Annotated in this window: 20 protein-coding genes; 14 read left to right on the top strand and 6 right to left on the bottom strand. The window is 42.3% G+C overall.

From position 1 onward, the window contains the following. The first annotated feature begins 1 nt into the window (after position 1). The 5 genes from napF to ACSLUK_RS08165 are packed head-to-tail and all read left to right on the top strand — an operon-like array spanning position 2 to position 4,427. Complete coding sequence (gene napF, locus ACSLUK_RS08185; protein WP_448548061.1) at positions 2–520, top strand: ferredoxin-type protein NapF; 519 nt, start codon at positions 2–4, stop codon at positions 518–520. Between the two features lie 8 nt (positions 521–528). Then, positions 529–813 (top strand): chaperone NapD, encoded by a 285-nt coding sequence (locus ACSLUK_RS08180; protein ID WP_448548060.1) that lies wholly within the window; start codon positions 529–531, stop codon positions 811–813. 14 nt (positions 814–827) lie between these two features. Further along, a complete protein-coding gene (gene napA / locus ACSLUK_RS08175; protein ID WP_448548059.1) occupies positions 828–3,326 on the top strand; it encodes a nitrate reductase catalytic subunit NapA in 2,499 nt (832 codons plus the stop codon). A 60-nt stretch (positions 3,327–3,386) separates the two neighbouring features. Beyond that, positions 3,387–3,830, top strand: coding sequence for a nitrate reductase cytochrome c-type subunit (locus ACSLUK_RS08170; protein ID WP_448548230.1), 444 nt, complete (start codon positions 3,387–3,389; stop codon positions 3,828–3,830). Positions 3,831–3,839: 9 nt separating this feature from the next. Beyond that, positions 3,840–4,427: a cytochrome c3 family protein gene (locus ACSLUK_RS08165; RefSeq protein ID WP_448548058.1), complete on the top strand. Its 588-nt coding sequence runs from the start codon at positions 3,840–3,842 to the stop codon at positions 4,425–4,427. A 126-nt stretch (positions 4,428–4,553) separates the two neighbouring features. On the opposite strand, the gene ACSLUK_RS08160 is transcribed toward ACSLUK_RS08165, so the two are convergent. The 4 genes from ACSLUK_RS08160 to ACSLUK_RS08145 are packed head-to-tail and all read right to left on the bottom strand — an operon-like array spanning position 4,554 to position 9,658. After that, on the bottom strand, positions 4,554–6,434 hold the full coding sequence (locus ACSLUK_RS08160) for a putative bifunctional diguanylate cyclase/phosphodiesterase (RefSeq protein WP_448548057.1): 1,881 nt from the start codon (positions 6,432–6,434) through the stop codon (positions 4,554–4,556). A 14-nt stretch (positions 6,435–6,448) separates the two neighbouring features. Then, the gene (locus ACSLUK_RS08155) at positions 6,449–8,014 is read right to left on the bottom strand and encodes a GGDEF domain-containing protein (RefSeq protein WP_448548056.1); all 1,566 of its coding nucleotides are present in this window, start codon (positions 8,012–8,014) and stop codon (positions 6,449–6,451) included. Further along, positions 8,007–8,444, bottom strand: coding sequence for a type 2 periplasmic-binding domain-containing protein (locus ACSLUK_RS08150; RefSeq protein ID WP_448548055.1), 438 nt, complete (start codon positions 8,442–8,444; stop codon positions 8,007–8,009). Before ACSLUK_RS08150 ends, ACSLUK_RS08155 begins: the two co-directional genes overlap by 8 nt. Next, positions 8,441–9,658: a hypothetical protein gene (locus tag ACSLUK_RS08145; RefSeq protein ID WP_448548054.1), complete on the bottom strand. Its 1,218-nt coding sequence runs from the start codon at positions 9,656–9,658 to the stop codon at positions 8,441–8,443. Before ACSLUK_RS08145 ends, ACSLUK_RS08150 begins: the two co-directional genes overlap by 4 nt. A 336-nt stretch (positions 9,659–9,994) precedes the next feature. Between ACSLUK_RS08145 and ACSLUK_RS08140 the strand changes: the two genes are divergently transcribed. The 9 genes from ACSLUK_RS08140 to ACSLUK_RS08100 all read left to right on the top strand — a co-directional run bounded on the left by ACSLUK_RS08140 (position 9,995) and on the right by ACSLUK_RS08100 (position 20,849). Next, a complete protein-coding gene (locus ACSLUK_RS08140; RefSeq protein ID WP_448548053.1) occupies positions 9,995–11,251 on the top strand; it encodes an HlyD family secretion protein in 1,257 nt (418 codons plus the stop codon). A 71-nt stretch (positions 11,252–11,322) separates the two neighbouring features. Continuing rightward, positions 11,323–12,054 (top strand): ABC transporter ATP-binding protein, encoded by a 732-nt coding sequence (locus tag ACSLUK_RS08135; RefSeq protein ID WP_448548051.1) that lies wholly within the window; start codon positions 11,323–11,325, stop codon positions 12,052–12,054. A 5-nt stretch (positions 12,055–12,059) separates the two neighbouring features. After that, positions 12,060–14,483, top strand: a complete 2,424-nt coding sequence (locus ACSLUK_RS08130) for an ABC transporter permease (RefSeq protein WP_448548050.1) — start codon at positions 12,060–12,062, stop codon at positions 14,481–14,483. A gap of 127 nt (positions 14,484–14,610) precedes the next feature. Next, on the top strand, positions 14,611–15,984 hold the full coding sequence (locus tag ACSLUK_RS08125; protein WP_448548049.1) for a sigma-54-dependent transcriptional regulator: 1,374 nt from the start codon (positions 14,611–14,613) through the stop codon (positions 15,982–15,984). After that, positions 15,971–17,317 (top strand): sensor histidine kinase, encoded by a 1,347-nt coding sequence (locus ACSLUK_RS08120; RefSeq protein ID WP_448548048.1) that lies wholly within the window; start codon positions 15,971–15,973, stop codon positions 17,315–17,317. The genes ACSLUK_RS08125 and ACSLUK_RS08120 overlap by 14 nt, the downstream gene beginning before the upstream one ends. 200 nt (positions 17,318–17,517) lie before the next feature. Next, positions 17,518–18,354, top strand: coding sequence for a MipA/OmpV family protein (locus tag ACSLUK_RS08115; protein WP_448548047.1), 837 nt, complete (start codon positions 17,518–17,520; stop codon positions 18,352–18,354). Between the two features lie 12 nt (positions 18,355–18,366). Then, on the top strand, positions 18,367–18,816 hold the full coding sequence (locus ACSLUK_RS08110; RefSeq protein WP_448548046.1) for a DUF3019 domain-containing protein: 450 nt from the start codon (positions 18,367–18,369) through the stop codon (positions 18,814–18,816). Positions 18,817–18,842: 26 nt separating this feature from the next. Further along, positions 18,843–19,532, top strand: coding sequence for a response regulator (locus tag ACSLUK_RS08105; protein WP_448548229.1), 690 nt, complete (start codon positions 18,843–18,845; stop codon positions 19,530–19,532). 15 nt (positions 19,533–19,547) lie between these two features. Next, positions 19,548–20,849: an ATP-binding protein gene (locus ACSLUK_RS08100; RefSeq protein ID WP_448548045.1), complete on the top strand. Its 1,302-nt coding sequence runs from the start codon at positions 19,548–19,550 to the stop codon at positions 20,847–20,849. A gap of 3 nt (positions 20,850–20,852) precedes the next feature. On the opposite strand, the gene prsT is transcribed toward ACSLUK_RS08100, so the two are convergent. Beyond that, positions 20,853–23,666 (bottom strand): XrtA/PEP-CTERM system TPR-repeat protein PrsT, encoded by a 2,814-nt coding sequence (gene prsT, locus ACSLUK_RS08095; protein ID WP_448548044.1) that lies wholly within the window; start codon positions 23,664–23,666, stop codon positions 20,853–20,855. 179 nt (positions 23,667–23,845) lie between these two features. Continuing rightward, positions 23,846–24,781, bottom strand: coding sequence for a PEP-CTERM sorting domain-containing protein (locus tag ACSLUK_RS08090; protein ID WP_448548043.1), 936 nt, complete (start codon positions 24,779–24,781; stop codon positions 23,846–23,848). Positions 24,782–24,833 lie beyond the last annotated feature (52 nt).

The raw sequence follows: 24,833 nt of genomic DNA, 5'->3' as shown, positions 1-24,833 counted from the left end.
TATGACAGCGTCAGTAGAAGATCTCGGCAGACGACAGTTTCTTCGTGGAAGACGTACACAGCGAAGTAAATCGCTACGTTTGCCTTGGATCAAAAGTGAAACAATATTTTTAGATCAGTGCAGCCAATGCAAAGATTGCCTTGATGCGTGTGAAACTAAGATTATCAAGCTAGACGATTCGGGCTTTCCAACCATTGATTTTAAAGAAGATGAGTGTACGTTTTGCGGCAAGTGCGAGGAAGTCTGTCGACAACCACTTTTTATTGACTCAGAGCCGCGCCTAGCAAAAAGCATTCGCCCTTGGCCTGCGTTGTTCAATATCAATGATAAGTGTTTTGCCAAGAATCAGGTCTTTTGCCAAAGCTGTCAGGACGTCTGCGAGGTGCAAGCTATCAAATTTAAATATGTTGATAGTGCTATTGCCGAGCCAAATTTAGACCTTTCTGCCTGCAATCAATGCGGTGCATGCGTATCTGTATGTCCTCAACAAGCGATTGCCGCGACCAAAATAGATATTTGAGTAAACTCATGAATGCACTTAATTCCAACCCAAAAATTCAAGAAGCTAGCACCGGTGAATACCATGTTGCCAGCTTTGTAGCTCATGTTGTTCCGGATATGACCGATGAAATGATAGCAGATATTAATGGTATCAAAGGCGCAGAGATTCATGCTGTGTCGGATCAAGGGAAAGTTGTTTTTACGATAGAAGCAGCTAGCCAATCGCAAATCGGTAAATACATCGATCAACTCAAACACCATATCGGCCTATTAAGCCTATCGCCGATATACCACCAATTTCTAATCGAATAATGACAGGTGAGCTTATGACTATTAATCGCCGAGCGTTTATAAAAGCCAATGCGGTAGCTGCCGCAGCAACAGTAGCCGGTGTTTCCATCCCAGCATCAGCATCAAATTTAATCACGAGCAGTGATCTTACAAAACTGAAATGGGACAAAGCACCGTGTCGTTTTTGTGGTACGGGTTGTAGTGTAAACGTAGGGGTAATGGACGGAAAAGTTGTCGCAACACATGGTGATATCAAATCACCTGTTAACCGAGGGCTCAACTGCATAAAAGGTTACTTCTTATCGAAAATCATGTACGGCAAAGACCGCCTGACTACGCCGCTACTGAGAATGAAGAATGGCAAGTTTGACAAGAATGGTGAATTCACGCCAATTTCTTGGGATGCCGCGTTTGATATCATGGCCGAAAAAACCAAAGCTACGTTAAAAGAAAAAGGGCCAGAAGGCATTGGTATGTTTGGTTCTGGGCAATGGACCGTATTTGAAGGATATGCAGCTTCAAAACTGATGAAAGCGGGTTTTCGAACCAATAACATTGATCCAAATGCGCGTCATTGTATGGCATCAGCTGTAGGTGGTTTTATGCGTACCTTCGGTATTGATGAGCCGATGGGGTGCTACGACGATATTGAAGAAACCGATGCGATGGTGCTTTGGGGCTCGAACATGGCAGAGATGCATCCAATTCTTTGGACACGTATTACTGACCGTCGACTTAGCGCGCCGCACGTAAAAGTTGCAGTATTGTCGACGTTTACTCACAGAAGCTGCGACTTGGCTGATAATGCGATGATTTTTACGCCACAAACCGATTTGGCGATATTAAACTTCATTGCCAACTACATCATACAAACCGATCGGGTGAATAAGGATTTCGTTAACAAGCACACGAATTTCAGACTCGGTGTTACTGATATTGGTTATGGCTTAAGGCCTGAGCACCCGCTTGAGCAAAAAGCGAAAAATAACGACAAACGAGCGGGTGGTTCAACACCAATTGATTTCGACGAATACGCCAAATTCGTGAGCACTTATACCGCTGAATATGTGTCAGAGCTGTCAGGTGTGCCAGTTGCTAATTTGAACGCGCTTGCTGAACTCTATGCAGATCCAAAAATCAAAGTCTGTTCATTCTGGACTATGGGCTTTAACCAGCATACGCGCGGCGTTTGGGCAAATAACCTTGTTTACAATATTCACTTGCTAACGGGGAAAATTTCAACACCGGGGAACAGCCCATTCTCACTTACTGGTCAGCCATCAGCTTGTGGTACGGCACGGGAAGTAGGAACCTTCTCTCATCGCTTACCAGCCGACATGGTTGTAAACAATGAAAAACATCGTCAATTGTCTGAAAAACTATGGAAAGTACCTTATGGCACTATCCCGCCAAAACCGGGATATCACGCGGTACTGCAAAACCGTAAGTTAAAAGACGGTGAGCTGAATTTCTATTGGGTGCAATGTAACAACAATATGCAAGCGGCAGCCAATATGAATGAAGAAGGCTACCCAGGGTATCGCAACCCGAAAAACTTTATTGTAGTTTCAGACCCGTACCCAACAGTAACAGCCCAAGCTGCAGATTTGATCCTTCCTACGGCGATGTGGGTAGAAAAAGAAGGGGTGTACGGCAACGCTGAACGACGCACACAAACTTGGTATCAAATGGTAGAAGCGCCAGAAGGTGCTAAATCAGACCTTTGGCAGCTTGTGGAATTCTCTAAACGTTTCAAAATTGAAGAAGTTTGGCCTAAAGAGCTACTTGATAAAAACCCAAGTTATAAAGGCAAAACCATGTATGAGGTGCTATTCAAGAACGGTCAAGTAGATCGCTTTTCATTGAACCAAATACCTGCAGTTAGACTAAACGATGAAGCAAGACACTTTGGTTTCTACATTCAAAAAGGACTTTTTGAAGAGTACGCGAGCTTTGGTCGCGGTAAAGCACATGATTTAGCTGACTATGACCGTTACCACCAAGAGCGCGGTTTAAGATGGCCAGTTGTTGATGGTAAAGAAACACTGTGGCGCTTTAAAGAAGGCTCTGATCCATATGTAGCACCGGGTACTGATTTTCAGTTCTACGGTAAGAAAGACGGTAGAGCGATCATTTTTGCCTTACCGTACGAGCCAGCGGCTGAGTCACCGGACGAAGAATACGATTTATGGCTATCAACAGGACGGGTACTGGAACACTGGCATTCAGGGTCGATGACACAACGTGTACCTGAGCTTTACAAAGCAGTGCCAGATGCCGTGGTCTATATGCATCCTGATGACGCAAAAGCACGCGATATGCGCAGAGGTGATTTAGTGAAGCTAGTATCAAGACGCGGTGAAGTACAAACACGTGTTGAAACGCGGGGTCGTAATAAGCCTCCAAGAGGTTTGGTATTCATGCCTTGGTTTGACGCGAGTCGACTAGTGAACAAAGTGACACTAGATGCAACAGACCCGCTGTCAAAAGAAACTGATTTCAAAAAATGCGCAGTTAAGATCGTAAAAGTGTAGGAGCTGATAATGAATATTTCACTAAAGAAACTCGTTAAATACACTGTTGTTTCATTGACAATGTTAGCGCCAATGACACATGTGATGATCGCTAATGCGGAAGATGTTGCGACTCTGCGCAAAGCGGAACTTGATGTACAGAAAGAGCCTACGCCGTTGCCAAAAGTGCAAAACAAAGACGTTAAGCAGGTACGTAATTATCCGATGCAGCCGCCAGTTATTCCGCATCATATACGTAATTATGAAGTGAACCTAAACTCAAACAAATGTATGTCTTGTCATAGCCGACATCGGACAGGAGAGTCGCAGGCACCGATGGTTAGTGTGACGCACTATATGGATAGAGACGGCAATTTTTTAGCGGAAATTTCACCAAGACGTTACTTTTGTACGCAATGCCACGCAACGCAGTCAGATGTAGCACCATTGGTAGAAAACGACTTTATCGACATGCAAAGCTTGATGAAAGCAAAAATGTCTAACGAAAAATCTGACAAGCATTAGGGGCAGTCTATGAAAAAGATTATTCAAATAGGTTGGCAAACCTTAAGAAAACCCAGTGCATATTTTAGCTTAGGTTTCTTGGTGATTGGTGGATTTGTTGCGGGAATTATTTTCTGGGGTGGCTTCAACACCGCCCTAGAAGTAACGAACACAGAAGAATTCTGTATCGGTTGTCATGAGATGGAAAACAATGTGTATGAAGAATTGAAAACAACCATTCACTTTTCAAATCGCTCTGGAGTTCGTGCAACATGTCCTGATTGCCATGTGCCGCATAACTGGACAGACAAAATAGCGCGAAAAATGCAGGCGTCAAAAGAAGTGTGGGGTAAAATATTTGGCACGATCAATACACGTGACAAGTTCTTGGCCAATCGGAAACGTTTAGCGCACAACGAATGGAATCGGCTTAAAGCGAATGATTCATTAGAATGCCGTAACTGTCACAACTTTGATTACATGGACTTTACGGCACAAAGCAGCCGTGCTTCTCAGCAACATTCTACGTCGTTAGCAAGTGGTGACAAAACGTGTATAGATTGCCATAAAGGCATTGCGCATCAGCTACCAGACATGAAAGGGGTTGAAGGCTGGTAATTATTGCAACACCTTTTGTGTAACCGTCAGTTTATAAACTAAATAGCTCGCAGTTGAATAGGTACATTGTCGCTTCTTGAAGCTACCTTGTACCTATTTTTTCCGTCAATCGTTATAACAATTCAACTACACATCTTTATGCGTTTTGGCTAAGTATTCCAAAAACTCGTGCGCGGGTAGTGGTTTTGACCAGTGATATCCTTGTCCAATTTGACAACCTCGCTTAAGTAGCCACTTGGCTGTTTGTTGATCTTCGATTCCTTCAGCAACATTGTCTATGCCCAAACTTTTACTCAAATTGATGATGGCATTGACGATATGTTGGTCATGCTCATTTGACAGTAGGCCATGGACAAATGAACGGTCAATTTTCAACGTAGAAACGTTAAATTTATTGAGATAGCCCAGATTGGAGTATCCCGTACCAAAATCATCGATGGCAAACGAAACACCTTTGTGTTTCAAATGACGAATTTGCGTCTGAATCCGAGCCAAATCATCAAAAATGATAGACTCGGTTATTTCTAGTTCAAGTGCATTGGCGGGTAGTCGGCTCGCATTGACCGCTTTCATGACCAAATGGGGCAAGTTGCCTCGTCGAAAATCAAGCGCTGATAGATTGACTGCAATTGACATGTGTTTATAGCCTTGTAAATGCCAATGTGCGCAATCTAAACAGGCATTTTCTATTACCCATTTGGTGATTTCAGTAATCTGTCCAGACTCTTCAGCAATGGGGATAAACTTATCCGGTGGAATAAATCCTTTCTCGGGATGAATCCAGCGAATTAATGCCTCTGCTCCAACAACACGTTGAGTGGGTAAGTGTATTTTGGGTTGGTAATAAACAGCTAATTGATCTTGGCTAATCGCTTGTTTGAGTTCGTTGACATAAAAATATCGTTGCTCTTCTAAATCCTTCATATAGGGTTCGTAGTAACACGCATCGTTGACAGCGCTGCGTTTACCATGTTGAAGCGCTAAATGCGCATGTTTAAAAAGCAGTTCGTGGGCATTGCCATCAAAAGGTGCTACAGCGATTCCAATCGCACAATTAACCGCTATGCGATAGTCTTCTACGTCGAATTCTGTGGTCATTGCCTGCAAGATTCGTTCTTTAAAAATGTCGATTTCTCGGGGATATTCAGACTGCTTGATTAGCGCAAATTCATGACCTTGGTGCCGATAGAGAAATTCATGAGCATCTAACATAGATTGCAGCCGTTCGGCTATTGTTAAGAGTAACGTGTTGCCGACAGAATGGCCGAGTGAATTGTTGATTTGTCGCATATTCGTGATATCTAAAATGACCACAGCAATGCGGGTATCTGTAGTATCTATTGTGGTTAGAAATTCAGCCAACTGTTTGGCGCAGACTTTATCGTTGGGTAGATTGGTTAGGTTATCAAACTCGAGTAATTTATTAGCAATATCAAGTTCTTGCTGGTAATAGTTTGCTAGTTGCTTTTGGTGTTTGAAAGACAGTTTAAATCCGCGAATAAAAATAAAGCTAATTGTGGCAAACAACGACAAGATAATGAACAAGTCTATTGCTCTGATCAAATGACTGCTTTCAGATGCCTGATACAGTGGAAATAGATTGGCGTCGTGTGCGAACAGTAGTAAGACTACTTGAACCATAATTGCCGCAAACAGGGGAATGAATAGTAACCGAGAGCCCATAACGTATGCGAGCAAAATGATGCATGGATAGGCATAAAGTGCTGTGTCATATATACCTTGTTGAGACCAGGAAAGGTAGAACACTAAGGTTGATGTACCCCACAGAATAATGCCACTGGCTAGTTGCACGGTATCTTCGTTTACCCAAAAATTGAGTAACAAGAGGCAAACGATGCTTATACTAATTGCCGTTTCAATTGCATCAAATGGTGTGTGTAGTAACTCATTGATGAGTAATAGCACCATTGCGAATGACGAGATCGCAATAGTCAGCTTTACTCGTTGAATATCGGAGGTTAGCGTATCATCGGGATATGGGCGCATAATGGTAACCTTCTTCAAGTCAAATCGCGATAGTACGCAAGAAACTTGTCCGATTTTCGGGACTCCTTCAGGCTATACATGGCAGCATCCGCCGCTTTTATTAACGACGATAACGTGTCTTTTTCTAAGGGGTAGAAGGTCACGCCAATGCTAATTCCTACAGATATTGATTCATTGGCGTCAGCGATAAACAAAGGCTTTTCAATGTGGCTTTTGATATTTTGGCAAATATCGTTAACTAAGTTGTCATTTACGTGGGGTAATACGATGACAAATTCATCCCCGCCCCATCGCGACAATATGTCTGTATTTCTCAAGCTTTTCATTAATTGATTGGCAACATAAACTAGCATTTGATCGCCTACATCATGACCATAAACGTCGTTAATCGGTTTAAATCGGTTCAAATCGAGCAGTAATAATGCAAAACTTGTTTGTTGCTGAATGAGGCTACTGATATGTTTTTCGGCGCCGCGACGATTGAGTAAATTAGTGAGTTTATCGGTATAGGCTTTTTTATTTAATTGTTCGACTTGCTGTCGGCGTAAAGAAATATCATGCAAGGTAATTTGCACATATTCATGGTAGTCATCAGTGACGGTTTCATTATATACAGCATGAACCCACATAGGTTTATCATCAGCGTTATACTTTAGCCGGAATTCCCCTGAGGCAAATTCCCCCATACTGACAGAATCTTCCACCAGATTGTCAATCTGTGCAGAATCTTCGAATAAATCTCTGAGATATTCGCCAAAGTTTTGCTGTAATGGTAAATGCAATCGTGCGAGTAGATTTACAAAAGCCTTATTGTAGAGAATGATGTTGCCATTTGGTTCAGTCAGCACTATCGGAGAGGTTGAATTTTCGAATAATAGTTTGAAATGTTTAGACAGTTTTTCTACCTGTTGGCGTAGGAGTCTTTCATCGACAAACTGCTTTTGGGTTTTCTTCAACAAGCCGTTGATGTCGCCAACGAGCTGACCAATTTCGCTTGATTGATGGAACTTAGGTATTTGCAGCTGATCACTGGTACCGGGTTTTATTTGATGCAGTCGATTGGCAATCGATAAGATTGGTCGTGTCACGACAGCGTAAGCGATAACGATAATTGTCAGTGTGATAATAGTCGCTTGAATAGTAATGGCTAATTGGTTGTCCCAGCTGATTTTTGATGCGCGTTCGCGAATATGAGAAATATTCGGTGTAATGACGAGTGAACCTACCTGTCTATCCCTTTCAAACGGTGAAAATAACGCGAACGTTTGGCTATATTCGGAGAGCTGATGATCAGGTGATGTGGTATTGAGTCTTGCCGTTTGTATAGCAACACTACTGATAATATGGTTACTTGTAAGGCCATTAAGCACTTCCTCTACAAGTTCTTTGTCTTCGAGGTAGGTAGCAATAGAAGCGGTCGTAGATACGGTCTTGTACAACTGCTCGATTTTTACTTTTCCTGCTTCTAATTCGTTCAAATAGGTAATTCGAAAGAATATTTGTGAAACGATAGTACCTACTGCTATAGCGGCAAATAAAACAACTACTGCGAGTCTTAATATCAGTCCACTTCTATTCATTAACTTGATAAACCACCTTTAAATTGTCATCAAGTTTGGCAACCGTGATATAGCCTATCGACAGTGGGGTTGTCGTGAGATATTCGATGACTTCGTCCTGCGTATCTTTCACTTGTGCATTGCGCTTTCTACCTGCGAACTTGAGTCTTGCCCAATACGCATTAACACTTGCTACTGAGCGGCCTATCAGTTGTCGATAGAATCTTTCTTTGAGCGTATGTTGATCGGTGAGTTCAACAGCAAGCGCTTTTTGGCCATTTGGGTAGGCAGCATATTTACCCATGAATATATCGATAACTTCTGATTTTGTTAGAGATTCAACCGGCGTATCTTTGTGCACCACAATGACTAATTGCTCGCTATAGGCTCTAGCTTGAAGCGGTAACATCGCTAGGAACGATAAGGCAATTATCACGATACGCGTCATCATAAGGCAAAACTCAGCGTGTAGATTAAAGTGGTCACGGATTGTGCGGGCGAATCGTTGCCTCTATTTATCCAAAGAGTGTCGCCATCTTCGTCAATATGCGTATAAGTCATTTGAAGTTTACTGGTAATTGTAGGGCTGATGTCCCAACGCCAGCCGAGTGAAATACTTTGTTGACTAGAAGAATAAAAATTAAAGTTACTTTCTATGCCAGAAACAATTTCGGGAAATAACAGCGGATTTACACCTGGTTCATTAAAATGGTATGAGTCGCTGTTCGTTTGGCCAATCACGCCATACCAAGTATTAGCACCTTGTAGATAGGCGGCACTAATGTAGCCATTTGTTAATTCAGCAATTGCATCGGTGTCGGAGTCTGTATGGGTAATTTCAAAGCTTAGTAACCAGTTGTCGAGATACTTTTGTCCACTGAAGGATTGATAGTTAACTTTTTGTCCGTCAAGCGCCAGATCATTAAATATATTTTGTTTATTTGGCCATAAAGCGTCAGGGATCTGAGCAATAGCGCTGACAAAGATACTCTCTGTGGCTTCCTCGCTACCAATGCTTGCTCGGGTGAAGCGCCATTGTAAATTCCAGTCGTTTTTGTCGAATGTCATGGCTACGCCAAGCATCTCTTCTAAGTCAACTGATTGCGTAAAATGCCCTGTTGAAATAGCAGATTCACTGATTCCGGCGAATGCTTTCACATTAAATGTTGCGCCAGAAAACCTGTGGGTATAAGACACGTCACCACCATCGAAATAGGTGTAAGGGATCATTCCGTAAACTTCGTTAGGCACGTTAGCCCATGTGTAGGCAATATTAATGTCACGATAGTCAGAAATTGTAAATAAATCAGGCGCTAATCGTCCTGCTCTAAGTGTCCATTGTGCTGACGGTGAATACCGCAGAAATGCGAGCGAGACATAATCGTCCCAGTCTGCATCCTTTCTGTCGCGAATAACCGCTTGGGTAACAAAGTCAAAGGTGCCTGAAAATCGATGTTCTAGCTGACCACCGAGCAAGCTTAACTGCTTAAAATCGATATCTCCTTTAAAAACACCCTCATCGTAGTTGATATTTCGTCGAAAACCATATTGATCTGAATCAGATGAGACGATACCTAAAGTACCGAATGCGCTCCATGTCGTATCCTCAGCCATAGCTGATGCGTGGGTAAAGATTAAACTCAAACATAGTGCGAACTGTTTCATTTACTGAGTAATTTTTCTTCTATTGATATGAGTAAGCCTAGTATCTGAAAAGCGGTTGATCAAAAAATATCCTGATAAATCGACGTGGCATAAGTGATACCGAAATAGGATTGTAGTGATGCAATTTTGTCAGTGCTGGGCTCATTCATTTAGCCCAGTTGTTGCGAATATGCGACACCCTTGCAAGCAAGTGTGTCATTTTCGACACAGATGCTTATCAATAGAATGTGACGGACTCTTATTTAATTGTTGTATTTCAGTTGTTTATGGTTTTTGTGTGACTGGCACACCATTTGATTACTCATTATTCATTATCGTAAAAACAATGAGTAAAAAATGGATGTACAAAGACAACAACATGCTAAGCCTTTGTGGTTAAAGCATTGGTATGTGCCTGCAATCATCGGTGTGTTGATCCTGGGTTTTTTATTGAAGCAGCAAATGGGAAACGCGTCGTATTTTGTCGATCGTGGTGAACTCGTTACTGCGAAAGTTGTACAGGGTAATTTTAAAGTGAATGTGAGAGCGATGGGTGTACTAAAACCACTTAATATTCGTTGGGTTTCATCGCAAGTTTCAGGACGAGTCGAACAAGTGATGGTTAAGCCAGGTGCAAAGGTAAACGAAGGTGACATACTGATTTATTTATCAAATCCAGAATTGCATCGCGAGCTGGAGCAAGCGCAATGGGAGTTATCTGCCAGCAAAGCTGAAAGTCATGCCGCTTTTGTATCGTTGGAGTCTCAACTCGTAGAGTTAGAAAACTCGGTGATTGCCGCAGAGCTAAATTATCAATCAGCCAAACTGAAATTGGATGCTGAAACTGCATTGATGGAACAAGGTAATGCGACAGTATCTGCGCTTGATTATCAAAAAAGCCAACTAGCGGTTAAACAGCAAATGCAGTCTTGGTTGGCACAGCAACAAAAAGTCAAAAAAATGCATGCAAGTATGAAGGCGACGCAAGAAGCGCAGCAGGCTCGCATTGGCTTGATGGAAAATAACTATCGACGCGTTAAAGCACAAGTTGAAGCGCTTCAGGTTATCGCCACATCGTCGGGTGTTGTGCAGCAAGTATCCTTACAACTTGGCGAACGTGCGCAAGTTGGCGATAGTGTCGCGCTTATTGCTGATCAACATGCATTATTTGCTGAATTACAAGTTGAGGAAGTGCGTGCACGAGATATTTTGTTGGGGCAGTCTGCTGTGGTTGATACGCGTACCAATGAGATTTTGGGTGAAGTGATACGTATCGACCCCGCCGTAAATGCTGGCATGGTACAAGTTGATATCAAATTGATAAGTGAACTACCAAGTGAAGCACGTCCGGAGTTAACCGTGGATGGCCTGATAGAGATCAGCAATATTAGCGATGCGCTTTACGTGAAACGACCTGTTTTTGCGCCAAAAAACAGTGCAGTACCACTATTTTTATTGTCTGCAGATAAACAATTTGCACATAAGTCTATCGTGCAGTTAGGGCAAAGCTCGGTCAATAAAATTCAAATCGTGTCAGGTCTTAATGTTGGCGATGAAATCATTATTTCAGACACCAACGATTGGCAAGAACATGACGACATCATGATTCGTTAGACGTCAAACGAGTCAATAGTACAGACAAAGTTACATTTGCATATTTAAGAATATTTGGAAAGGAACAGGTAATGGCATCTTTAATCAAACTAAGCAATATAAGTAAACGGTTTCTGACCGAGGAAATCGAGACGCATGCACTAAATAATATAAACCTTGAAATTTGCCAAGGAGAGTTTGTATCGCTAAGCGGGCAATCAGGTTGCGGAAAATCCACGCTACTTTCGTTGCTTGGCTTATTGGACACGGCAAGTGAGGGCGAATATATGCTAGCAGGTGAAAATGTATCTGAATTGAGTCGCAATCAGCGTGCTGACATTCGCAGCAAGCAAATAGGCTTTGTTTTCCAATCATTTAATCTCATCTCGGATTTAACTGTTTTTGAAAATGTCATGCTGCCTTTAACTTATCAATCGGGATTAAAGAAGAGTTATGTCGAGCAACAAGTGAGAGCGGTGTTGGAGAAAGTGGAAATGTTACACCGCATCAACCATTACCCGTCGCAACTGTCGGGCGGGCAGCAGCAACGTGTGGCGGTTGCGCGTGCACTCGTTAATAACCCAAGCATTATTTTGGCGGATGAGCCAACAGGAAATCTCGACTCAAAAAATGCAGAATCGGTATTACAGCTCTTTGAACAATTGCATCGAGATGGCGCGACCATATGTATGGTTACGCATGATCCATCGTCAGCGTTGCGTGCAAGTCGCTGTTTGGAAATGTTTGATGGTCAGCTAATTAAAGACAACCAAAATGCCCAAAAGTCTAGCATTGTCTCAGACGTAACAATGGCTGCGGGGTAACGATTATGTCTGCTTTGCTTGATATTCGATATGCGCTACGCATGCTGCTAAAGGCGCCAAAGTTTACGGCCATGACATTATTGGTACTCATTGGAGGACTATCAATAAGTCTGTTTACTTTTTCATTCTTGTATACCACGGTATACAAAGAGTTACCTATTCCTGGGGGGGATACCGCCAAAGCGATTGGGATTATCATTGACGGTAAATATCGTACGTTTTCTGCATACGAATATATGCAAGTTAAAAATGAAATGACGGGCTTTGCAGAGTTTGGGGTATACGATAATCGAGAAGTACGTATATCACACGAAGATGCTGGAAAATCTGTTATTGGTACGCTAGTGCGTAAGGGTTTTTTTGAGTTCACCCGCACAGCCCCTATTTTAGGACGGGTAATAACCGAAGAAGACACTAAAGTTGGTGCGACCCCCGTTGCAGTCATTGGCTACCAGATTTGGCAGAATGATTTTAATGGTGCTGAAGACATACTAAATCGTACGATTGTGCTGGATGGTCAGGTGACTGAAATCGTTGGTGTTATGCCACAAAATTATCGCTTTCCTGACGTAGCGGCAATTTGGTTACCATTATCCGATGACATATTTAACGCTAGCCCACCTGAAAGTGAATCAGTTTATGGATACGTCAGATTACATCCAAATGTCGACCTAAAGTCCGCGGAGCAGGAACTTGGGCAGGCAATCAATCAGGTGTATCAACAAAATGTTGCACTATATAACATGCCTCCCAGAGAGAAATCAGCGAAAATTCAGACCTTCCCAATGGCAAAAACGGGTGGTGATGGAGCCATCATTTTTGCGTTTCTCAATGGTGTGTCATGGATGATCTTACTGTTGGCCTGTATCAACGTGGGCAACTTGTTATTCGCACGATGTTTAGAACGACATAAGGAAACAGCCATTCGCGCAGCGCTCGGTGCAAAAACTACGCGTCTTGTCAGTCAATTGATGTGGGAAGGTATTTTAATTGCAACGTTGGGAGGCCTATTATCGTTGCTGTTGGTAGGAGCCGTGCTTGATTATACCCAGATCGTGTTGCAATCGTGGTTACCCAATGGGGGAGCGTTTTGGTGGCACTATGGCATGGATGTTCCGACCCTACTTATGGGTGTAGGATTTACACTCGTTACTATTACCTTGTCTTCTTTTTTACCTGCATGGCGTGCGGCGCGTCAGGACATTAATGCGACACTTCGTGATGGCACGCGAGGTGCGCAAAGTAAAAAAGCCGGACGATTGTCGAAAATCTTGGTGACAACCCAAATCTTTTTGGTTGCAATATTGATGTTTATCGGCTCAATGTCGGGCTTTATTGCCTACAAATTTATCAATCTTGAATTAGGAGATAATTATCACGATGTGATGACGGCTCGCATACTTATTCCTGAAAAAAAATACCCCGAAGAAGAACAACAGTTGGCGCTATTGGCTTCTATCATCGAACGTATTGAAAGTCATCCTAATGTTGAAGGTGTCGTGACCGGGAACTGGATGGGACCATCAACGGTAACAATTGACGGTGTAGAGTATATGAATGAACTCGATAAACCAGAAATTGATACGATAGGCGTTATTGGTGATATGGCCACCACAGGTGTTCATTTAGTTGCAGGGCGTAGGCTATTACACACGGACAAATTGGGGCATCAATATAATGTGATGATTAGTCAGTCTATGGCTAAACGGTATTGGCCAGGAGAGTCGCCTTTGGGGAAAAGTTTCAAACTTAAAAGAGGCGATGTTGAGAACCAAGTATTCGTTGTTGGTGTTGTCACTGACCGCATGAATCCTTCTTCATTGTTCAGTGCGCTCGACAGTGCTGATGAAGTTTATGTCTCGGGTTTGCAGTATGTGAGTGCTTACCAAGTAATCCAATATCGAATATTGCCTAATACATCTGAGCCCGAGTCGATTTTCTATCGTGCCATGTTTGACACCGATCGCACTATTGAGCTTGTATACCCTGTAGAGCCCGCGATGAAAAATCGTAACATGATGCGCCAAATGATGCGCTTAATGTCTAAAGTGACTTTTGGAACGGGCTTTTTTGCCTTGTTGTTAGCGCTGGTTGGCATTTATGGCTTAACTGCCAATGCTATCGCTCAGCGTACGCATGAAATTGGCATCCGTCGTGCGATTGGTGCTAAAGACTCACATGTTGTTTCGATGTTCCTAAAACATGGTGCTCGCCAATTGACTGTGGGCCTGGGCTTGGCATTGACATTATTTTCGTTGCTTGCCTATGGGTTTCATAGCTTTACTGAAGAAATAGTGCCGGTCTACTTTTATGTGGTCTTGCCACTAGTCGTTGTATTTGGTCTGTCGGTTGTTGTGATGGCAGCAATTTATTTGCCAACGCGAAATGCTGTGCAGATGGAGCCTAGTTCCGCGTTGAGATATGAGTGAACCACGGGCTTTTTGTCTTAGCGGCATGAAGAATAATCTTTGTGCTGCACCTGCGTTATGCTTTGTGGCTTGTTTTACGCGCTGCATTTACATAAAGTGTTGATATTGCAAAAGGACAAAATCTTAAGTGAATAAAACAATCCTCCTTGCTGATGACGATATTAATGTCATTGCGAGCTTGAAATACATATTGGCTGATGAAGGCTTTCAAATAGTTGCTGCGACAACACCCGAAGCCACATTGGCGCAAATCAATAGTCAAACGGTTGATCTAGCGTTAATCGACATGAACTTTCAGCAAGATACTACGTCTGGTGCTGAAGGTGTTGCGCTGGTATCGGCGATCAATGCGATAGATGCTAATTTACCAATTATTGTCATGACGGGTTGGGCGACCATTGATATTGCCGTTGAAGCAATGCAGGCTGGGGCAAGAGATTTTATTCAAAAGCCTTGGCAAAACGAGCGCATCATCAGTGCTATTAAGAATCAACTGGCGCTTGCCAGTTCGAATAAAATGGCGCTGCGGCTTAATCAGCAAAATCAGCTGTTGCTCGGTCAAGAACATCCACGCAATCGAGAGGGAATTATTGCGCGCTCGCCAGTGATGCAATCGCTATTGGCTACGCTGGAAGAGCTTGCAAAAAGCGATATGAGCATCTTGCTAACTGGGGATAACGGCACGGGCAAAAGCATGTTGGCTTCATATGTTCATAAGCACTCACAACGAGCCTCACAATCGTTTGTCCCTGTGAACATGGGGGCAATACCTGAGTCGTTGTTTGAAAGTGAGATGTTTGGTCATGTAAAAGGTGCTTTTACTGATGCCAAAGAAGACAGGATTGGTCGATTCGAAATGGCTGAACAAGGCACCTTGTTTTTGGATGAATTGGCCAATATACCGCTTGCACAACAAGCTAAGTTACTTCGCGTGCTGGAAGAGAAAAAGTTTGAGGCAGTTGGCAGTAGTAAATCGCAATTTGCTGACGTTCGCGTGATTTCTGCGACTAACAGCGATCTTTTACATGAAATTGCCGAAAATCGTTTTCGCCAAGACTTGTATTACAGGCTTAATACGGTCGAGGTGAAAGTACCTGCTTTACGGGAGCGCAAAGATGATATTCAGGCACTTGCTGAACATTTTTTATCGCGATTCAGCCGTAAATACCACAAAGCACTTCCCGTACTAACGCCAGCGGCATTAGATAAAATGTTGCAGTATGATTGGCCTGGCAATATACGAGAGTTAGCGCATATGATGGAAAGGTTGCTCTTTACCTGTAAGTCGTCACAAATAACAGTAGATGATGTGTTTATCGAGCGAAGTAGTGATAGCTCAGTCGCTATTGATGACCCAACGTTGTCGCTAGATGACATCGAAAAACGCGCTATTATCAGTCGATTAGCATTTTATCGAGGCAATGCGACCGAAACTGCCAAGTCACTGGGATTGAGTCGAAGCGGTTATTATCGACGCATAAGCAAATATGGACTGGATTAATGCACTGAAACAGCGAACATCGCGCCAAAGCCGTTCGCGTAGAAAGCAACAAAGCCAATTAATATGGTTAGCAACCATGCCGTGTCTAGTGATTGCGGTATTTGCACTGTCGATAACGCAGCTTTCTGGATACCTTGTCGCTTTTATCACAATCATATTGTGCTTGTTGGTTAGCTATTGTATCGCTGCTCACAATCACGCATCAGATTACCAGATCCGCACACTGTCAAACCTTATTGAATCAATGATTCATGGGGATTACAGCATGCGCGGACGATTGCAAAGTGATCAATCATTTCAGGAGTTGTTGACGCTTGTTAACCATTTGGCAGATACGTTGTCGCAGCACAAATTGGCAGCGAAAGAATCTCGTTTACTGCTTGAACGAATTCTGGAGCAGATGAATGCCATGGTTGTGGCGGTGAACGAACAAGGCCTTATCGTCATGGCAAATGCTTCTGCCAAGAAGCTGATATTAAACAACATCGAAAATCCAATTGGTCAGCCAATTACCTTTACATCGCTTGGCGAACAAATTGTTAATGCGCAATCTGGTATTATAGATATTGACCAGCAACATTTATCGGGTGAGCATTTCTTACTTAAGGAAGAATTCTTAAGTGACGGCGAACGTCACCAACTATTCATAGTCACTAACGCCGAGCGTCTACTGTTGGAGAAGGAGCGCCAAGCGTGGCAAGGCTTACTTAGGGTGCTCAGTCATGAATTGAATAATTCGCTCACCCCAATCGCAGCCATTAGTCAGTCAATGAAGAAAAAGCTCTCGGAGCAAGGAGCTGAGCTATCTACAACATTACTTGACGGTGCCAGCATTATTAATGAACGGGCTAATGCGTTAGGTGAGTTTATTGCCAGTTACAGTCAGTTGACACATTTACCGCAACCTCATAAGAGCGATGTCGAATTGATGTCGCTTATTCAGCAATTGTTTTCATTATTTCCTCAGTGCCAATGTCAGTTATTGTCCGCAAAGGACGTTCATGTGCAAGTTGACAAAAATCAAATAGAACAGGTTTTTATTAACTTAATTAAAAATGCACAAGAGGCGATGACACACTTAAATGACAAGCTTATTGAGGTTCACATAACCTCCGGTGCAGATTGGCATCATGTTGCGATTCGCGATAACGGCAAAGGCATTGCCAATGTTGAAAATATTTTTGTGCCATTTTATACCACTAAGCCACAGGGAAGCGGTATCGGGCTAGTGCTGTGTCGGCAAATCATGTTTAATCACAATGGCTTGCTTAAGATAAGAAACAGGCAAGATGCCGATGGTGTCGAGGCCATCATTTCATTACCAGCTAATTAAAATAATTTGAATTTTCGTTTACCTTTTATCAACAACTCTTCTATTATACGCTTCGCTTGTGACAGCTTAAATCATTCATAAGTAAGCAAAATAAGAATAATAACTAAAGCTACAATTTGTTACACATGCTATATCTTGTTACGTCAATGTTTGTTTTCGATCAATACAATAAGTCGTAAATTAAACAAAGGAAATTAAACATGTATTTATCGAAACGTATCACTTCATTGGGTTTATTAACGTCTGGTTTGCTAGTTGCTGCCATAAATGCGTCGGCTGCAGACATTAGCCATTCACTACGAAACAAAGCTCCAGAACCACACGAAACAGCAAATTATTTTGAACTGGGCGTAGGTGTCGCTGCGGGTGTCGCCCCTTCATTAACAAAAGAAGATGATGATTGGCAAGGCGCTTACTTAGTGATAAACGGTAGCTACACTTGGAAGGATTTTTTCATCGAAAAGTATGGGGAAAGCCGTGATCCTATACTACTTGGTTATAACGCATATACGTCAACTGATTGGTCTGTTGATGTTGTCATAGGCCCTAAGTACGCTGGTTTACCTAGTGACAATCGCTTTGATGGCTTAGATAAGCGTAATTCCAGTACGATGTTTGGTATTCGAACTACAGGTTATATTGGTGATTATACGGTTCAGTTTTCAGCCAAGCAGGATATTAGTGGTAATGATACTGGTTTTGAGGCATCGGCATTAGTTGGTCGTAATTGGCAATACCGCAATTGGAATTTTCACGGCATGGCGGGCATCCAATATCATGATGCCAACTTCAATCAGTATTATTATGGTATTAGTGAGGCCGAAGCTGATCGCACTCAATTTGATTATTACCAACCTAAAGACAGCATATTTGCTACGGTCGAGGCAGGTGTAACTTATCCAATCAGCGAGAATTGGGTATTTCGCGGAACGGCATGGGTAAGAACGGTCGCTGACGAAGTAACCGACAGCCCCTTGTTTCTTAATAAACGTTCAAATGCTCTAGGCCTAAGTACCAGCATTAGTTATGTTTTTTAAAGGAGATAACTAATGTTTAAAGTCAATTACGCTGAGCGTGTGAACAAAGCCAGAAGCATTATGTACTTTATAGTTGCAAGTGTACTTAGTTTATCTTGTACTGCGAGTTATGCTGAAAAGTCGGATTTGCCAGCTATGAAACATAGTACCGCTCTCTATGTTACTCCTGAACGATGTGTTGCGTTACATAAAGGCCAAATGTGTTATTTGGAAGTGGAGTTTGAATGGCAAGCGCCTGAGGTAGGCACTTATTGTTTATACAACAAGACACTAAACCAGAAAATGAACTGCTGGCAATCACAAAAATCAGGGCAATTCTATTTAGATTTTCAAGCGGCTGAAGACCATCAGTTTTCACTGCGCGAAGGGCAGTCAAACGTAGAGCTTGCCGTGGCCAAAATTACCGTTGCATGGGTTTATAAATCAAGCAAGCGCGCGAAATCGAGTTGGAGATTGTTTTGATAGAAGTAGAATCTCGCAAACATATCATGCTAGTTGAAGATGATATGTCATTAGCCGAGTGGTTTAGCGATTATTTGAGTGAACAGGGTTATTTAGTGACGATTGTTAATCGAGGTGACATAGCGATAGAGCTAATTGCCTCGGATAACCCTGACTTAGTTGTTTTGGATATCATGCTACCTGTCAAAGATGGCTTTGATGTATGTAAATCTGTACGAGATTTTTATCAAGGCCCGATTTTGATGATGACCGCGAGAGATCAAGAAACGGATGAAGTGCTGGGCTTAGAGCTCGGCGCTGACGATTACCTAACAAAACCGGTTAAACCTCGTGTTATGTTATCGCGAATCAAAGCACTGTTCAGGCGCGTAAACGTAGACTCTAGTGTAGTTGAACGGGAGAAAAATGTACTTAAGTTCGATAAGTTGGTATTAGATGCCAATGCAAGGACCACGGTATTAAACGCTGAAACGATGCCTATTTCTTCCAATGAATTCGATGTATTGTGGATGCTGGCTTCAGAAGCTGGTAATACTGTAAGCCGAGAGTCGCTTGTTAAACAGTTGCGAGGCTTTGATTACGATGGTTTTGACCGTTCTACAGATATTCTCGTCTCAAGAATTCGTAAGAAGCTTGGCGACAACGTTAAAAATCCATTTCGAATAAAAACGGTATGGGGTAAAGGGTATCTATTTGTTGCAGATGCGTGGCGTTAATGTGTAGGAAATAAAATGAAGAAACTCATTTTTTCATTGATGCTTGTTGTACTTACTGCAACTGTTGGCTTGGGGTGGGGCATCGATAGCTTATTTAAAGAACTGCAAGACCAGCAAGCGTCTTTATCAACATCAGATGAAATAACGCCATACAGAGAGATGGGGCTTTCGCTAGCGAGCGCACTGAACAAAGGTATGGAATTTGGTTCGGTTATTGATCATTGGCCTGACAAAGACAATGGCCTCATGATAAAACTACTCGCGCTTCATGAATTGCCATTACCAGCATCACTTCAACAGTCACTCGATCTAGGAAAACCGCTAATTTTGGAAAGTGAGCAAAGTGTGTCACTGCATTTTCTATTGTCAATGCAATCCAAAATACTCACGCTAACCATACCAAAGACACTTATTACAACTGAGGATGCTTCGCTACAGCTTATACTCACGAGCTTTTTCTATTTCGGTGTGTTGGTTATTGTCCTTATTTGGCTATATCCGTTAATTATCAGGCTAAGACGCTTAGCGACTACCGTAAAGGCATTGGGAGAAGGGCAGCTTGAGCAGCGAATTAAGGTAGAGCGTCGCTCTTATATTTCTGATATAGAAAAAGAATTTAACCGAATGGCGCAACGAATCGCGACGTTAATCGAAGATAATAAGTTGCTGGGTAATGCGGTCTCTCATGACTTACGCACACCGCTGGCGCGATTGCGATTCGGTATTGAAGCTCTACAGGAAACCACCAATCCGGAAAAACAAATCAAATATCAACAACACATAAGCCGTGATATCGATGAAATGGAAAAGCTGGTTGAAGTGTTACTTAATTATGCACGATTAGACCAAGCGATGATTGCCGTTAAAAAGCGAGCAATAAACTTTTCTGCACTTGTTGAACGGTGCGTTCATACGCAAAAAATCGACGACAAGCTGATATCATACGCAGCGGATGAGACTTTTACCGTTGAGGGCGATGAAAACTATCTTCGCATGCTAGTGAACAACCTCGTTACTAATGCGATCCAATACGCAAAAACTAGAATTCTGGTGAGTTTAACAACAGATAAAGAATGGCTAATATTGACTGTAGAAGATGATGGTCTAGGGATCCCAGAGAGTGAACGTGACAAAATTCTCAAGCCTTTCACACGACTTGAAACCAATCAAGACGTGGGTGCTCCTTCAGGATACGGTATGGGATTAGCGATAGTGGCTCGTATTGCGCAGTGGCACCAGGCAACGTTGGATATTTCGTCTTCAACGTCACTTGGTGGTGCAAAATTTACACTATCGTTTAAATCGCTCTCTGAATAATGTCTAAAGTTGCTTGATCAAGGTCTCTGCCTGATCGCGATAAGCAAATTCAACAGGGGAATTGAGCACATCGATTAAGTATTTTTTCGCTGCTTCAGGTCGATTTAGTCGGTACAGGGTGGCAGCTAAGTGATACTTCACGGTTAAATTGCCACTATCCAGCGTATTGGCCTTACGTAACATACGTAGTGCCGCGTCATACTCTTTCATGTGATAATTTACCCAAGCCAAGGTGTCAAGCACCGTTACGTTGTTAGGCGCCAACTGAATTGCGCGCGTTGCTAATGTTAATGCGTCTTCCACATTACCTTGCTCTAGTGTCGCATTTGCTAAATTATTCAACAAAGGTACAGCATTTGGATATTGCTCTAATGCGCCTTCATATAGCTCAATTGCTTGTCGTGGCTTGTTATTTAGCTGATAAATATCAGCCAAAGCGATTAAAGTCGTCAGGTTTCTAGTTGTGCCATGCTGTGTTGTCCATTGCGTTAGCAAATCTTCAGCTTCTTGAATTTGGTTCAACTTTTTGAATGTGCGATAGAGACTATGTAGGGCACTCTCATTTGGCGCTATATCAAACGCTTTTTGATATTGAGATTTAGCTAAGTGATATTCTTGCTCTACAAAGTGCAAGTCTCCCGTTAACATTGCTGTCAGAGCTTGCTTATTCGTGTCTTTGGCAAGTAATTTAATATTATCTTGGGCGCGTTTCGTATCTTTGGCAGCGAGTAATAGCTTGATTAGCATTACTCTGCCCTCAATTAGGTTCTTATCCCAAATTAGTGCCTTTTCTACGGTTGCAATAGCTTCGGCATGGTTGTTCGCCAGTAAGTGACTGTTGGCGAGTAAGAGTAATGCTTTGCCGCGTTGCTTCGCTTGATCGGCGTAGACAGTGAATAGCTCAATCGCTTGCTTATATTGCCTACGTTCAAGATAAACATTGGCCAATAACTTACGAACGTCGTTTGAATTGGTGCGTTTCAGCGTCGACTCCAATACTGATTGGGCTTTACTTAAATCACCTTGTTCGCGATAGTTTTTTGTTAGTAATGTGAGCGCGTCAATGTTGCTGGCATCGATTGACAATGTTTTGGTTAACCAAAGTAGTTCTTTTTCACTATCGCCTTTGAATCGATGGATACGTGCTAATTCGAGCATGATCGCGCTATGATCAGGGTATGAATCTAACAGGTTTGCTAAGTTGCTAATTGCTGTATCTACATTTCCTTGGTTGACGTCTGTTCTGCTTAATGCCACATGACTATCAATGTGAGAGCTGTCTATTGCAATAGCGTGTGTAAATGCATTTTTGGCTAACGCAAATTGCTGAAGTTTGAACAAATTCATGCCATGAAGGTAGTGAAATTGAGCAACGTCACGATGAAAACTAATCAGTGTTTCGGTTGTTGCTAACGCATCTTCAATTTGTCGTAATGCGTTAAAATTATCGTTTAGTAGCAGCAGTAATCTGGGTAATGTCGGGAAATATTCTCCCACTCGTTGTAACGCCACATGTGCGTTCTTATATTGATTGCTCTTGATAAAGCTTTCAGCAAGATCGAGCAAAATATGGTGATTAGTATTGTCTATTTCCAGCGACGCCAAAAAGTGCTTTTGCGCTTCATTGTAGTTACCCAATTGCAAATGGGTCTTACCCAACAAGATTAAGATGTCTTTGTGGTTCGGAAATTCGATTTTTGCACGGGCTAGAATATTCTCGGCAGAGGCGTAGTTTTGCTGAATAAAGTGAATTTGTGCGATCAGTAGAGTCGCTCTAACATCTGTTACTTTAATCGTATATTTTCTCAGGCTTTCGAGTGCCGCACTGTATTGTTGCTTTCTAAATTGTAAATAACCACTTAAGAATAAGTATTGTGGGTTTTCCTCACGAATCTCCTTCGAAATGGTGGTTAATGTCGATAATGTGTTGTCGTATGTTTGTTCAACGAGTTCATTAGAACCTTTTTGACGATCAACGAGCGATTTTAAGAAATTGGTTTGCGGCTCTTTTGGCGCTCTATCAAGTAAGTAATTGATATCTACTTCTGCTGTTTCAACATTATCACTCGATAGTAGTATTTGAGCTCGCGTTAATCGTGCGGCCAACAAATCAGGATTTTTTGAAATGGCTTCATTTAATAGCAATAATGCCTGTTGTGGTTCCTTCGCAACTAAATAGAGCCTAGCACGTAGGATACGTGTGGACTCGGGGATATCATAACTTTCCAGTATCTCATCTAAATACGTTGCTGCCTGTGGGTATTGCTTTCTGGCAATGGCCACTTGGGCTTTACCCAGTCGAGCCAAACTGTGATTGGGAGACGTACTAAGCACTTGGTCAAAGTTTTCGTCGGCAAAAATAAGTTTTCCTAACCCTAGATATGCTTGGCCTCTCAAATAGGCTAATGCTAGTTCTGTTTCCGGCTTTCTGTTGCCTGGCGCCGCTAATGTTATTGCTTTTTCAAACGCCTGTTGATGAAGCAGTGCTTCAACTTGAAAAGGTAGTAACAAATCAAGATCTGCACCTAGCGTTTTAGCATGCTCTAATTCTGCCATTGCTGCTTGACCACTGTTAAAAGCGAGTAGCATCTGAGCGTACAAAATACGACCCGGCAAATGGTTGTTGTCGGCTTTAAATGTGTTTTTTAGGTGAATAACAGCACTTTTAATGTCATCACTTTCGAAGCTGATAAGTGCTTTTTCATAATGCTCGTCAGCACCTGCTTTATCAACGGCTTCTTGTGCTAGTGCCATACTAAAAGTCGCTAAAGTTATAACTAACGAGGTGAGTAGATTTTTGAAAATTGAAGTTAACATACGTCAAAGCCTAAGGGGTGTTTTATCTCGATCACAATAATCAATTGAGGGAAAGTATTCAACTAAACGCGTGTAATTCACTTGGTATAAATAAGCACAGCGTTAGTTATTACTTTACATAGAAAAAAGACACTGTTAGTCAACCTAGCAGTGTCTTTTAATGTGTGAAAAATATCGCGTTATACTTTTTTGTTTCTTACGCGAATTAAGCCAAGTGCAGCTAAACCGAATAGCGCTAATGAACCCGGCTCTGGGATATCAGTTGTTGGCACACAACCTTGAATACAATCATCAGTAATCGTTGTATCATTCAACAGCTTTTTCATTGGTGAAGCATGCGATTCACCCAACGCCAAAAAGCTTGAAATATCTTGGTCAGGGGTAATCCAGTTAGTGAATGTACCAGCAGCGAACTTGAATTCGTAGCCTACATACGTTAACCAACCTGAGTTTTCCACATCTTGTAGCGAGTGCTTAACAGTAAAGCCGTCAAGCTTGGCGTTGTAATCCATTGAACTTGTTGCTTTAAGCACAACATCTTCAATCGCAGTACCAGTTTGTGAATGTACGGTACCTGTTGACTTCTTATAGCCCGCAGTATCGTCATTATATCCGGCTGAACCAAATTCACGACCAGCGATATCCGTTGTGTATTTTTTGTCGTTTGATTGACAGTTATCTGTTGGTCTTGTGATACAAGAAATCAAATCTACCTGCAGCTCGTAAGTGCCGAGGTTAGTGTTAAATACCAATGGGTCGCCTGTGCTATTTCCTAATTTGTCACTTTGCACTAACGTTCTAAAGTCACGCTTACCACTGGCATAGTCTGAAATTGAGCTATGTCCCGACGTTTCGTGATAAATGGTATCTACATAATCTTCAGCCATTTTGAAGAACAGGTATTGTTCACCTGTGCTGTCGTCTTGACCAAAATAAATAGCCCCTTCACCAGTTGAGCCATCGTCAAAGTTAAAGTTTACGGTGTAACCAAGGTCATAGCTTTCGCCATCACACTCAAAACAGCCATCTGCTTTAAAATTATCGGCTGCTGCACTTCCCGCAAAAGCGATGGTGCTGATGGCTAAGATGCGTTTTAAAAACGTTTTGAATCCCATGCAGATTTCCTCTCCCAGTATGGAACTTTTATAATAATCTAGTTGATACTAC

Source organism: Thalassotalea fusca, from assembly GCF_053485835.1.
The sequence above is the reverse complement of the archived record's forward strand: the minus strand, read 5'-3'. Positions and strand labels throughout refer to the sequence as shown.

What these genes read in the sequence shown, in the direction of transcription:
- ACSLUK_RS08105 (WP_448548229.1), top strand. Translation starts at nt 18,843, where the DNA reads ATGCTAGTTGAAGATGATATGTCATTAGCCGAGTGGTTTAGCGATTAT.
- ACSLUK_RS08165 (WP_448548058.1), top strand. Translation starts at nt 3,840, where the DNA reads ATGAAAAAGATTATTCAAATAGGTTGGCAAACCTTAAGAAAACCCAGT.
- ACSLUK_RS08160 (WP_448548057.1), bottom strand. Translation starts at nt 6,434, where the DNA reads ATGCGCCCATATCCCGATGATACGCTAACCTCCGATATTCAACGAGTA.
- ACSLUK_RS08115 (WP_448548047.1), top strand. Translation starts at nt 17,518, where the DNA reads ATGTATTTATCGAAACGTATCACTTCATTGGGTTTATTAACGTCTGGT.
- ACSLUK_RS08110 (WP_448548046.1), top strand. Translation starts at nt 18,367, where the DNA reads ATGTTTAAAGTCAATTACGCTGAGCGTGTGAACAAAGCCAGAAGCATT.
- ACSLUK_RS08145 (WP_448548054.1), bottom strand. Translation starts at nt 9,658, where the DNA reads ATGAAACAGTTCGCACTATGTTTGAGTTTAATCTTTACCCACGCATCA.
- ACSLUK_RS08140 (WP_448548053.1), top strand. Translation starts at nt 9,995, where the DNA reads ATGGATGTACAAAGACAACAACATGCTAAGCCTTTGTGGTTAAAGCAT.
- ACSLUK_RS08180 (WP_448548060.1), top strand. Translation starts at nt 529, where the DNA reads ATGAATGCACTTAATTCCAACCCAAAAATTCAAGAAGCTAGCACCGGT.
- napF (WP_448548061.1), top strand. Translation starts at nt 2, where the DNA reads ATGACAGCGTCAGTAGAAGATCTCGGCAGACGACAGTTTCTTCGTGGA.
- ACSLUK_RS08170 (WP_448548230.1), top strand. Translation starts at nt 3,387, where the DNA reads ATGTTAGCGCCAATGACACATGTGATGATCGCTAATGCGGAAGATGTT.
- napA (WP_448548059.1), top strand. Translation starts at nt 828, where the DNA reads ATGACTATTAATCGCCGAGCGTTTATAAAAGCCAATGCGGTAGCTGCC.
- ACSLUK_RS08100 (WP_448548045.1), top strand. Translation starts at nt 19,548, where the DNA reads ATGAAGAAACTCATTTTTTCATTGATGCTTGTTGTACTTACTGCAACT.
- ACSLUK_RS08150 (WP_448548055.1), bottom strand. Translation starts at nt 8,444, where the DNA reads ATGATGACGCGTATCGTGATAATTGCCTTATCGTTCCTAGCGATGTTA.
- ACSLUK_RS08130 (WP_448548050.1), top strand. Translation starts at nt 12,060, where the DNA reads ATGTCTGCTTTGCTTGATATTCGATATGCGCTACGCATGCTGCTAAAG.
- ACSLUK_RS08090 (WP_448548043.1), bottom strand. Translation starts at nt 24,781, where the DNA reads ATGGGATTCAAAACGTTTTTAAAACGCATCTTAGCCATCAGCACCATC.
- ACSLUK_RS08120 (WP_448548048.1), top strand. Translation starts at nt 15,971, where the DNA reads ATGGACTGGATTAATGCACTGAAACAGCGAACATCGCGCCAAAGCCGT.
- ACSLUK_RS08155 (WP_448548056.1), bottom strand. Translation starts at nt 8,014, where the DNA reads ATGAATAGAAGTGGACTGATATTAAGACTCGCAGTAGTTGTTTTATTT.
- ACSLUK_RS08135 (WP_448548051.1), top strand. Translation starts at nt 11,323, where the DNA reads ATGGCATCTTTAATCAAACTAAGCAATATAAGTAAACGGTTTCTGACC.
- prsT (WP_448548044.1), bottom strand. Translation starts at nt 23,666, where the DNA reads ATGTTAACTTCAATTTTCAAAAATCTACTCACCTCGTTAGTTATAACT.